Raw genomic sequence first — 11,645 nt, 5'->3', positions numbered from 1 at the left:
TCTATGAAAGCGCCACTGACACTCCTTGCCGCCAGCCTGATGCTGGCGGCCTGCAACAGCCCTGCGCCGCGCCCCGACAGCGGCGTGCAGGCACCGCCCGCCTGGCAATCGCCTGACCATCCCGACGCGGTGCAGAGCAATCGCCAGTGGTGGACGCAGTTCGGCAGCCGCGAACTCGATCGACTGATCGAACAGGCGCGCCTGGGCAGCCATGACCTCGGCGCCGCCGTTGCCCGGGTCCGGCAGGCACAGGCCAGCGCTACGATTGCCGGCGCCCCGCTGCTCCCGGAAATCAAGGCCGGACTGAATGCCAACCGGCAGAAACTGTTGCACGGCAAGGGCTACAGCCAGCTCGACGTCAACCCGGACAATCGCTCGCTGGATTACTACGACGCCGAGTTGAGCGCCAGTTACGAAATCGACTTCTGGGGCGGTAAACGCGCGGCGCGCGACAGTGCCGTGTTTGGCGTGCAGGCCAGTGAGTTCGACCGCGCCACCGTGGAGCTGACCTTGCAAAGCGGCGTCGCCAACAGTTACACCCAGGCCCTGGCGTTGCGCGAACAGGCGCGGATTGCCGCGCTCAATCTGGCCAACGCGCAAAGCGTCCTGCACCTGGTGCAAACCCGGTTTGATGCCGGCAGCGCCACCGCGCTGGAACTGGCCCAGCAAAAAAGCCTGGTCGCCGAGCAACAGCGCAAATTGCCGCTGGTGCAGCAACAGGCCCGCGAAGCGCTGATCACCCTCGCCGCCCTGCTCGGCCAACCGGTGCAGGCGCTGTCGGCACCGCAACAGTCATTCGAACAATTGCAGTGGCCGAACATCGCCAGTGGCGTGCCCAGCGACCTGCTGAGCCGGCGCCCGGACATCGCCAGCGCCGAAGCCAAACTGGCGGCCGCTCAGGCTGACGTCACTGTGGCCCGCGCCGCCATGCTGCCGAAAATCACCCTCACCGCCAGTCTCGGCACCGGCGCCGATCTGGCTGCTGACCTGCTGCGCACGACGTTCTATAACCTGTCATCCGGGCTGACTGCGCCGATCTTCAACAACGGTCGCCTGAGTGCCGAACGCGACAAGGCCAAGGCCCGTCAGGACGAGCTGCTGGAAACCTATCGCGGGGCGATCATCAATGGCTTCGCCGATGTGGAAAAAGCCCTCAGCAGTATTCGCGGCCTCGATGAACAACGGCAATGGCAAAGCGAAGAACTGAGCCAGGCGCAAACCGCGTTTGACATTGCCCAGAGCCGCTATCAGGCCGGCGCCGAAGACCTGCTGACGGTGCTGCAAACCCAGCGCACCTTGTATGCGGCGCAGGATATGAATGTGCAACTGCGCTTGTCGCGACTGCAAGCGAGTATTGCCTTGTACAAAGCGTTGGGCGGTGGGTGGCAAGTGATCTGAGCGCAAATTAGCGACTGGTCCGACGCCTTCGCGAGCAAGCTCGCTCCCACATTGGTTCTGCGTCGTTTACAAAGTCCCCTGTGGGAGCGAGCCCGCTCGCGAAAGCGCCGGATCAGGCGAACCAACATCCCCAGGCAAAAAAAATCGCAGCACCGGGCTGCGATTTTTTTTGCGCTTAGAGTTGCCGCCCTTTGACTTTCAGATGCCGCGCATACCACGGCCGCTGCGGCACTTTGCGAAACAGGTCGGCCATGTGGTCTTCGTCGCCGAAGGTGATGCGCAGCGCCAGCTTCATGGTTTCCGGGTCCATCTCCACCGAGCGTCCGACTTGCAGACCGGGCACCGTGCTGCAGCCGTGGGTGTCCGGGCCCAGCCAGGGATCGTCGACTTCAACCCAGCGTCCGGGCGCAAACCACGGTACGCCGTTGACTTCGAGACGACTGACTTCCCCCGGATGAAAGCGCTCGTGGGCCCGGAACCAGTCTTCGATGCGATCGTCGATCCAGCCGTGAAAACGCCAGAACACCGGGTTCACATGGGAGGAAAACGGGTCACCGAGAAAGTCGTTTTCCGGGACGTACCAGCGCGCGGCAAAATCGGCCTGATCGCGTGCCATTGGCACCGGAATGTCATTGGACGGATCACGCGCCACTGACGCCCAGCGCATGTGCAACCAGTCGTGCAGGCCCAGTTCGACTTCCGAACCGAACTGGCCGAGGGTGAGTTTCGACAAGTACCGCGGGTCGCGATACTGCGACTCCCAGACCTGGAAATTGCTGTGATAGGTCTCGGCGGCTTTGATGTCGCTGACCCATTTTGTGTATTCGTCGTCGCCTTCGGTCAGCCAGGTCGGCGGCAAGGCATTGCCGTCATGGTTGTCGAAGTAGCGGGCGAAACCCTGGCGGTCGCGTTCCAGTTCCGGTTGCGGCAGGGGAAACGCCGGCCAGGACGGCAAATCCTGCATCGAACGGGCCTTGCCGAGCATGTGCCGGTGCATGAAGAAAAAGTCGATGCCCGAGCCGTTGCGATCCTTGCGTGGCCCACGGGCGTCGCGCTCCTTGTCACGCGGGCCGGGCTGCCAGCCGATGCCGCGCAAGGCTTCGCGCTTTTTCTCCGAAAGTTTGTGCCACTTGTCCCGCGTGGCGTGCCAGAGCTGGTGGAACAAACGATGCTCCGGCGCCACCAGCCAGGCCAATAGCGTCGGGTTCAATCCGGCACGTTCACGGGCCTCGGGGAAACGTCGCTTGATCGCGATGAAATGATTGTCGAGTTCGGGCAAACCCAACGGCCGGTCCAGATGCAAGACCTGCCCGGTGAAGGTGCCGCTGCCAGCATTGCCGAACGCCGCCCAGACTTCGTCCAGTTTGACTTTGAACTCGTACACCGGTGGTGCTTGCGGCGCATCGGTGCGCAGCAACCGCCAGTACATCTCGGCGCCATTGCCCGGTGCCAGATCGCCGATTACCTGATAACGCGCCGGTGCATCAGCGCGCAGGTTGGCACCGGTATCGAGATAGCCACGCAAGCCGCGGCCACGCTGGGCAATGTCGAGAAACAATTCCAGCCCTTCGTCGGGCAGGCCGTCCAGCCCCGCAGCAGACCCGGTAAAGCGGATATCCCAGACGCCGCGCAGGCTGTCCGCCAGTTGTTGACCCGCCGTGTCGGCCAGATCGACCGTGGCCTCTCCCGGGGTGACCGGAAATTCCTCACGGGTCAGCTCACGATGTGCATAAAAAGCGGCAGGCAGCGCGGCGCCCGTGAGTGCCATGCCCGCCATGAACCAGCGTCGAGAGATCGTCATTGCCCTACCTGTGTCAGCCATGAAGCAGGCTTTATCCAAGCTAGAACGTTTGCTCGCCGAACAAATTTATGGCCTCGGTAAAAGATCACCACGCGCCGGCAGCGCTTTTCTCGCGCCTCACTAAATTACCCGCCCGACCACTCGTTCCTCCCAGATAGCGAAGGCCCCTGCGCCTGCACCTCGACGGCGAACCTGAATGAGATGGCAATGACAAAACCGCGTTCGAAAAAGGCTCTATTTATCGGCCTGCCGCTGGCCTTGGCGATCAGCGCCGGCGCAGGGTTTCTGGCTTGGGATTACTGGTTTCGGGACAACCCCGGCTACCCGGTGAAAGTGATGAAGCAGGCGACCGAATTGCAGGATCGGCTCCTCTCGTTCGACAGCCACATCACCGTGCCGCTGAGTTTTGGCGCCCACGGCAACGAAGCCGACAAGGACGGTTCCGGGCAGTTCGACCTGATCAAGGCCAATCGCGGGCGCCTGTCCGGCGCGGCGCTGACCGTGTTCGGCTGGCCGGAGATGTGGAACGGCCCGAATGCCCCGCATCGCCCGACCGAAGGCTTTGTCGAGGAAGCACGCAATCAGCAGGAAGTGCGCTACAAAATCATTTCCGGGATGGTCCGCGACTTTCCCAATCAGGTCGGTATCGCCTACACCCCCGACGATTTCCGCCGCCTGCATGGCGAAGGCAAGTTTGCGATTTTCATCAGCATGCTCAACGCCTACCCGCTGGGCAACGACCTGAGCAAGCTCGACCTGTGGGCCGGGCGCGGCATGCGCATGTTCGGCTTCAGCTACATCGGCAACAACAGCTGGGCTGACTCGTCGCGACCGCTGCCGTTTTTCAATGACTCCCCGGACGCCCTCGACGGCCTCTCCGACATCGGCAAGCAAGCGGTGCAGCGCCTGAATGATCTGGGCGTGATCATTGACGTCTCGCAGATGTCGACCAAGGCGCTGGAGCAAGTCGCGCAACTGAGCCGCACGCCGATCGTGGCCTCGCACTCGGCGCCACGGGCCGCGGTGGATATTCCGCGCAACCTCAGCGACAAGGAATTGCAACTGATCAAAAACAGCGGCGGCGTGGTCCAGGTGGTCGGGTTCTCGCAATACCTCAAACCGCTGACCCAGGGTACCCAGGACAAACTCAACGCCCTGCGCGCACGCTTCGACTTGCCGCCACTGCCCAACCTGGCCATGGCCCTGATGCCGGGCGACCCGATCATCACCGCCTGGTCCGAGCAGAAACTCGGCCAGTACGCCAGCGGCCTCTACGCGATTCTTGAAGAAGAGCCGAAAGCGACCCTCAAGGACCTCGGCGACGCCATCGATTACACCGTGCGCAAGATCGGCATCGACCATGTCGGCATCGCCTCGGACTTCAACGATGGCGGCGGCATCAAGGGCTGGGAAAACGTCGGCGAGATCCGCAACGTCACCGCCGAGCTGATCCAGCGCGGCTACTCCGAAGCGGACATCGCCAAGCTGTGGGGCGGCAATTTCATGCGCGTCTGGGAGCAAGTACAGAACGCCGCCAAACCGGCACTGGCCTCCCGTCAGGACGCAGCCAGACCATGACTGACCGCCGCACTTTTCTGAAACAGGCGGGCGTGATCGCAGCAGCCCTGCCAATGGGCGCAAGCCTGACATCGCCGGCGATGGCGTCCACTGCGCCGGCGGGTGACAAATGGGCCCGGCTGCGTCAGTTGTTTGATCAGGACCCGCAGGCGATTCACTTCGCCAATTTTCTGATCACCTCCCATCCCAGGCCCGTGCGCGAGGCCATCGAGCGTCATCGTGCAGCACTGGACCAGAACCCCGGCCTGGCCATGGACTGGGACTTCGGTGTCACCGAAAAGCGCGAAGCAAACGTGCGGGTCTGGGCCGGCAAATACCTGCAGGCCCAGCCCGGCCAGATCGCCCTCACCGGCAGCACCACCGAAGGCCTGGCGATGATTTACGGCAGCGTGCAGGTGCGCCCGGATCAGGAAATCCTCACCACCGAACACGAGCACTATTCGACCCGCAACATTCTCGCTTTCCGCAGCCGCCGCGATGGCACACGGGTGCGCAAACTCAACCTGTTCGAAACGCCGCAAAGCATTTCGCTGGATCAGGTGCTCGACACAATCAACCGCAACATCCGTCCCGAAACCCGCGTGCTGGGCATGACCTGGGTGCACTCGGGCAGTGGCGTGAAGTTGCCGATCGCCGAAATATCGCGACTGGTCGATGCACACAACCGACAACGCGACGACAAGGACCGGCTGATCTACGTGGTCGACGGCGTGCACGGCTTCGGTGTCGATGACCTGAGTTTCGCGCAGATGAACTGCGACTTTTTCATTGCCGGCACCCACAAATGGATGTTCGGCCCGCGCGGCACCGGCATCGTGTGCAGCCGCAGCGAAGAGGTGAAGTACGTCAGCCCCAGCGTGCCGACGTTCTCCGAGGCCACAACGTTTGGCACCACCATGACCCCGGGCGGCTACCACGCTTTCGAACATCGCTGGGCGGTGGACGAAGCCTTCAAGTTGCACCTGCAATTGGGCAAGGCCGATGTTCAGGCGCGCATCCATCAGCTCAACAGCTACCTGAAGCAGCGCCTGCGCGAACACGCCAACATCGAACTGGTGACCCCGCTCGATCCACAGTTCTCTGCCGGTTTTACCTTCTTCCGGGTCAAGGGGCAGGACAGCGATGAAGTCGCCGCCTACCTGATGAACAACCGGGTGATCTGCGATGCCGTCAGCCGCGACGTCGGCCCGGTGATCCGCACCGCGCCCGGCCTGCTCAACGACGAAACCGAAGTGGACCGGTTCATGGCCATTCTCGGTAAAAGACTGCGCGCCTGATCCCTCGACTCCAGTTTTCCTTTCACAGAGACGACTCATGAAAAAGCCTCACGCCTCATTCCCCTTCAAGGCCCTGCCCGCCCTGGCCCTGACCGCGCTGTGCGCCGGTCTGTTGCCCGCGGCCGCACAAGCGGCGACACCGCCGGCGCCGGGCAAAGTGTTCAAGGACTGCAAGGACTGCCCGGAAATGGTCGTGCTGCCGACCGGCACCTTCACCATGGGCACCCCGGAGGACGAAGTCGGGCGCGAGCCGGACGAGGGCCCGCGCCACGAAGTGACCTTCAGCAAACCGTTCGCCATCAGCCGCTTCCAGGTGCTGGTGGGTGAATGGGACGCGTACGTGCGCGAAACCGGTAACAAACCGTACGACTTCGACGACCGCCCCGGCCGCCGCTGCACCGCCGGCAAACCGCAATTCAAACAGACCGCGCGCGACCCGGCGGTGTGCATGAACGTCGCCGAAGCCCAGGGCTACATCGACTGGCTGTCGAAAAAAACCGGCCAGGCCTATCGCCTGCAAAGCGAATCGATCCGCGAGTACGCCGCCCGTGGCGGCAGCACCGGGCCTTTCCCGTTCCCGTTCGATGAAGGCAACAACTACCAGATTTCCAAACACGCCAACACCTACGGCGCCGCCGACGGCTACAACTTCACCTCGCCGGCCGGCACCTTCCCGGCCAACGCCTTCGGCGTTTACGACGCCCACGGCAACGTCTACGAATGGACCGCCGACTGTTATCACAAGGACTACGCCGGGGTGCCCAACGACGGTCGTCCCTGGACGCAGGAAAACTGCGAACGCCAGGTCATGCGCGGCAACGACTGGGGCGAAGCGCCAGTGTTTTCGCGCTCCGGCAACCGCAACAGCAGCTGGCCGACCAGCAAGGGCGACTGGCTCGGCTTCCGGGTCGTGCGCGACCTCTGAGCCTGCCCGCCACGACCGCAGCCCGTCTGCGGTCGTTTAAAGAAACTGCGTGACCATTCGTTTTCCTTAAGTACCGGCACTCCCTCCGCACCGAAGCAGGAATCCTCCATGACCAAGCCTACGCGTGGGGCGATCAACGAATTGTTCGCCCTGCTCAAGCCATTCCGCCTGATCGTCTCTGCGTCCATCGTGCTCGGCATGATCGGCGGCCTGAGCGTCACCGTGCTGCTGGCCACCATCAACAATGCCCTGCACTCCGATGACGGCCTGACCCGTACCGTGGTGATGATCTTCGCCGGGCTCTGTGCACTGGCGCTGCTGACGACGATTCTGTCGGACATCGGCACCAACTACGTCGGCCAGCACATCATCGCCAAATTGCGCAAAGAACTGGGGGAAAAGGTCCTGTCGGCGCCGATCGACCAGATCGAGCGCTATCGCAGCCACCGGCTGATCCCGGTGCTGACCCATGACGTCGACACCATCAGCGACTTCGCCTTCGCCTTTGCGCCACTGGCGATCTCCATGACCGTCACCCTCGGCTGCCTCGGTTACCTGGCGATGCTGTCGTGGCCGATGTTCCTGATGATGCTGGTGGCGATTGCGATCGGCACCACGATTCAAGCGATTGCCCGGGCCAGGGGCATGCGCGGTTTCTACGCCGCACGCGACTGCGAAGATGAACTGCAAAAGCACTACAACGCGATTGCCGAAGGCGCCAAGGAACTGCGTATTCACCGTCCGCGTCGCCAGCGCATGTTCGTCGCCGGCATTCAGAAAACTGCCGAGAAGATCTGCGACACCCAGATCAAATCCATCAACACGTTCGTCATCGCCAAATCCTTCGGTTCCATGTTGTTCTTCGTGGTCATCGGCATGGCGCTGGCCCTGCAATCCTTCTGGCCCAGCGGCGACAAAGCGGTGATGAGCGGGTTCGTGCTGGTCCTGCTGTACATGAAAGGGCCGCTGGAGCATCTGGTCAGCACCTTGCCGATCATCAGCCGCGCGCAGATCGCCTTCCGCCGGATCGCCGAGCTGAGCGAGCAATTTTCCTCGCCCGAACCGCACCTGTTGCTGGAAGACCAGGGCCAGAAGCCCGGGGCCGTCAACAGTCTGGAACTGAACAATGTGCGCTACGCCTTCCCGCCGGTGGCTGGCAGCGAACCGTTCCGTCTGGGCCCAGTCAACCTGCGCATCGAACAAGGCGAGATCGTGTTTATCGTCGGCGAAAACGGTTGCGGCAAAACCACGCTGATCAAATTGCTGCTCGGCCTGTACGCCCCGACCGAAGGCGAAATCCGCGTCAACGATCAGCCGATCACCGCGCTCAATCGCGATGATTACCGGCAGAACTTCACGACGATCTTTGCCGACTACTACCTGTTCGATGATCTGATTCAAGGCGACCGCCAGGTCCCACAGGACGCCACCCGCTACCTCGAACGTCTGGAGATTGCGCACAAGGTCAGCGTGCGCGACGGCGCCTTCAGCACCACCGATTTGTCCACCGGCCAGCGCAAGCGTCTGGCGCTGGTCAACGCCTGGCTCGAAGAGCGTCCGGTGCTGGTGTTCGATGAATGGGCGGCGGATCAGGACCCGACCTTCCGGCGGATTTTCTACACCGAGTTGCTGCCCGACCTTAAGCGTCTGGGCAAAACCATCATCGTGATTTCCCACGATGACCGTTACTTCGACGTCGCCGACCAACTGGTGCGCATGGAGGCCGGCAAGGTCAAAAGCGAACTGCAGACTGCTTGAAACACGGGGCCGCAGCCAGGCCGGAAAAATAGTTTTCCGGTTTGCCGCGGCTTCCTCGTCTTAATGAGATGAATAAGAACCATTAACAACTATACCTGCCAAGGTCTTAACCTCATGTCCGCATCCCGTTTCATGCTTCGCCCTCTGACTCGAGCCCTGCTGATGCAGGGCGCCACACGTTCCCGCCTGGCCGGCACCGGCCTGGGTCTGGCCCTGTCCGTCGCTGTCACGCCGTATGTGCAGGCGCAGGAATGGACCCTGAACATTCCGGCCCAGCCACTGGCGCAGGCGCTGCAGACGCTTGGTCAACAGACCAGTCTGCAAATCGTCTACAGCCCGGAAAGCCTGCAAGGCCTGCGCTCCAGCGCGCTCAACGGGCGCTATCAGGGCGATGATTCGCTGAACGCGATGCTCAAGGGCACCGGCATTCGCTATCAGCGTGACGGCAACACCGTGACGGTGCTCGGCCCGGCCACCGGCGACGCGATGGAACTGGCTCCGACCAACGTCAACGCGCAACGCATGGGCGCCACCACCGAAGGCAGCAACTCCTACACCACCGGTGGCGTGACCATTGGCAAAGGCGTGCACTCGCTGAAAGACACACCGCAGTCGGTCACGGTCATGACGCGCAAAATGCTTGATGACCAGAACCTCAACACCATCGAACAGGTGATGGAAAAGACCCCGGGCATCACCGTGTACGACTCGCCTATGGGCGGCAAGTATTTCTACTCGCGCGGCTTTCGCATGACCGGTCAATACCAGTACGACGGCGTACCACTGGACATCGGCAGCAGCTACGTACAGGCCGACAGCTTCAACAGCGACATGGCCATCTATGACCGCGTGGAAGTGCTGCGCGGCGCCGCCGGCATGATGAAAGGCGCTGGCGGCACCGCCGGTGGCGTCAACTTCGTGCGCAAGCGCGGCGGCGATACTGCCCACACGCAACTGTCGCTGTCGGCAGGCACCTGGGACAACTACCGTGGCCAGGTCGATACCGGCGGTCCGCTGAACGACGCCGGCACCATCCGTGGCCGTGCCGTGGTCACCGAGCAGACCCGTCAGTACTTCTACGACGTGGCCAGCCGCAAGGACCAGATCTACTACGGCGCCCTCGACTTCGACCTCAGCCCCGACACCACGCTGGGCGTGGGTTTCGCCTGGGAAGACGTTGACGCCACGCCATGCTGGGGCGGTCTGCCGCGTTATGCCGACGGCTCCGACCTGCACCTCAAGCGCTCCACCTGCCTGAACACCGCATGGAACAACCAGCGCAGCAAACGCGCCACCTACTTCGCCGACCTGAAACACCAGTTCAACGACGACTGGTCGCTGAAGGTCGCGGGCGTCTATTCGCGCAACACCCAGGACATGGAATACGCCTTCCCGAGTGGCGCAGTGCCGGTCGGTGCCACCGCTTCGAACACACTGATGCTGGGCAGCATCTACGACTACGATCAACGCGACTACGGCTTCGATGCCTACGTGGACGGTAAATTCGACGCCTTCGGCCAGCAACACGAATTGACCGTCGGCGCCAACGCGAGCCGCTCGCACAAGGATGACTTCTACGCCGTCGCCGCCCTGCCCCAACGGCAGAACGTGCTCGACCCGAATCATCACATCCCGCAACCGGACGAAAGCTATTACCTGGCCAACGCCTCCCGTGGCGGCCCGGTGGACATGCACATCAAGCAATACGGCGCTTACTCCATCGCCCGCCTGAAACTGGCCGATCCGCTGACCCTCGTCCTGGGCAGCCGTGTCAGCTGGTACAAGTCCGACACCGACTCGGTGCAGTACTTCCGTGGCGAAGGCACCCAGGTCGACACCAAGTCCACCGAAACCGGGCAAGTCACGCCGTTCGCCGGTGTGCTGTTCGACCTCAACGAAAACCTGACCGCCTACGCCAGCTACACCGACATCTTCACCCCGCAAGGCGCGTACAAGACCATTGATGGCAGCACGCTCAAGCCATTGGTCGGGCAGAGCTACGAGTTGGGGATCAAGGGTGAGTGGTTCGACGGTCGTCTGAACAGCTCCTTCAACCTGTTCCGCACCATCCAGAAAGATGCCGCTCAGGATGACCCGCGCTGCGAAGACAGTTCGTGCTCGATCAACTCCGGCAAGGTTCGCGCCCAGGGCTTCGAAGCGGAAGTCAGCGGTGAGGTGATTGATCGTCTGCAATTGTTGGCTGGCTATACCTATACCCAGACCAAAGTGCTGGAAGATGCCGACGCCACGCAGGATGGCGTGGTCTACAACTCCTACGTGCCGCGTCACTTGTTGCGCGTCTGGGGTGACTATAGCCTGAGCGGGCCGCTGGATCGTGTGACGATCGGTGCCGGGGTTAATGCCCAGACGGGCAACTACCGCACTTCGCCTTTGGGCGGTGACAACATTGACGGTGCTGGTTATGCGGTGTGGAACGGTCGCATCGGTTATCGCATTGACGATACCTGGTCGGTGGCGTTGAACGGGAACAACCTGTTTGACAAGCGTTACTACTCGACCATTGGTACCGAAGGGTTCGGTAACTTCTATGGTGATCCGCGTAACTTCGTGATGTCGGTCAAGGCTGATTTCTGATTGGGTGTGATGTGAGAGAGCCCCGCTTTGGTGGGGCTTTTTTTCGCCTGTTGGTCTTGGCGGCGTTCGGGCCGACCATGCTCTTTGGGTTTTGGGGGCATATCCGTCGCTGCGGGTGGTGCCGCTGGCGGTTTCGCTCTTACAGCGAGTCACCTTTTCCAAACGCCGAAAAGGTAACCCAAAAGGCTTTGCCCCGGCGTACGGCACTTCGCTGAGGCTCAGTGTTCCCTCGCTACGGTGTCCATCCGGGGGCATCGCCTACGGTTTGCTTCGCTGCACCTCCTCTCGATGTATGCGGCTACGCCGCACGGCG

The 11,645-nt window shown here is 62.2% G+C and carries 7 protein-coding genes; 6 read left to right on the top strand and 1 reads right to left on the bottom strand.

Annotation, left to right across the window (positions count from 1 at the left end; translation table 11 throughout):
- Positions 1-3 precede the first annotated feature (3 nt).
- Complete coding sequence (locus PseuLF5_RS11365) at positions 4-1,398, top strand: efflux transporter outer membrane subunit (protein ID WP_267805768.1); 1,395 nt, start codon at positions 4-6, stop codon at positions 1,396-1,398.
- 175 nt (positions 1,399-1,573) lie between these two features.
- Here PseuLF5_RS11365 and pvdP read toward each other — a convergent pair whose 3' ends face one another.
- Positions 1,574-3,199 (bottom strand): pyoverdine maturation tyrosinase PvdP, encoded by a 1,626-nt coding sequence (gene pvdP / locus PseuLF5_RS11360; RefSeq protein ID WP_222833304.1) that lies wholly within the window; start codon positions 3,197-3,199, stop codon positions 1,574-1,576.
- Positions 3,200-3,406: 207 nt separating this feature from the next.
- Here pvdP and pvdM point away from each other — a divergent pair, with 207 nt between their 5' ends.
- The 5 genes from pvdM to PseuLF5_RS11335 all read left to right on the top strand — a co-directional run bounded on the left by pvdM (position 3,407) and on the right by PseuLF5_RS11335 (position 11,332).
- Positions 3,407-4,777, top strand: coding sequence for a pyoverdine-tailoring dipeptidase-like protein PvdM (pvdM, locus tag PseuLF5_RS11355; protein ID WP_123463504.1), 1,371 nt, complete (start codon positions 3,407-3,409; stop codon positions 4,775-4,777).
- On the top strand, positions 4,774-6,054 hold the full coding sequence (gene pvdN / locus PseuLF5_RS11350) for a pyoverdine-tailoring periplasmic protein PvdN (protein ID WP_340133550.1): 1,281 nt from the start codon (positions 4,774-4,776) through the stop codon (positions 6,052-6,054). Before pvdM ends, pvdN begins: the two co-directional genes overlap by 4 nt.
- Before the next feature lie 37 nt (positions 6,055-6,091).
- Complete coding sequence (gene pvdO / locus PseuLF5_RS11345; protein WP_186744738.1) at positions 6,092-6,979, top strand: dihydropyoverdine dehydrogenase; 888 nt, start codon at positions 6,092-6,094, stop codon at positions 6,977-6,979.
- A 108-nt stretch (positions 6,980-7,087) separates the two neighbouring features.
- Positions 7,088-8,737 carry a cyclic peptide export ABC transporter gene (locus PseuLF5_RS11340; RefSeq protein ID WP_123463510.1) on the top strand — a complete coding sequence of 550 codons (1,650 nt, stop codon included), beginning with the start codon at positions 7,088-7,090 and terminating at the stop codon, positions 8,735-8,737.
- A 114-nt stretch (positions 8,738-8,851) separates the two neighbouring features.
- Positions 8,852-11,332: a TonB-dependent siderophore receptor gene (locus PseuLF5_RS11335; protein WP_340133547.1), complete on the top strand. Its 2,481-nt coding sequence runs from the start codon at positions 8,852-8,854 to the stop codon at positions 11,330-11,332.
- Positions 11,333-11,645 lie beyond the last annotated feature (313 nt).

Source organism: Pseudomonas sp. LF-5 (genome assembly GCF_037626295.1).
Lineage (GTDB): Bacteria > Pseudomonadota > Gammaproteobacteria > Pseudomonadales > Pseudomonadaceae > Aquipseudomonas > Aquipseudomonas monsensis.
This window is presented reverse-complemented; position numbering and strand designations above follow the sequence as displayed.

Excerpts from the sequence above, each read along its gene's own strand:
- PseuLF5_RS11365 (WP_267805768.1), top strand. The coding sequence starts at position 4 with ATGAAAGCGCCACTGACACTCCTTGCCGCCAGCCTGATGCTGGCGGCC.
- pvdP (WP_222833304.1), bottom strand. The coding sequence starts at position 3,199 with ATGACGATCTCTCGACGCTGGTTCATGGCGGGCATGGCACTCACGGGC.
- pvdM (WP_123463504.1), top strand. The coding sequence starts at position 3,407 with ATGACAAAACCGCGTTCGAAAAAGGCTCTATTTATCGGCCTGCCGCTG.
- pvdN (WP_340133550.1), top strand. The coding sequence starts at position 4,774 with ATGACTGACCGCCGCACTTTTCTGAAACAGGCGGGCGTGATCGCAGCA.
- pvdO (WP_186744738.1), top strand. The coding sequence starts at position 6,092 with ATGAAAAAGCCTCACGCCTCATTCCCCTTCAAGGCCCTGCCCGCCCTG.
- PseuLF5_RS11340 (WP_123463510.1), top strand. The coding sequence starts at position 7,088 with ATGACCAAGCCTACGCGTGGGGCGATCAACGAATTGTTCGCCCTGCTC.
- PseuLF5_RS11335 (WP_340133547.1), top strand. The coding sequence starts at position 8,852 with ATGTCCGCATCCCGTTTCATGCTTCGCCCTCTGACTCGAGCCCTGCTG.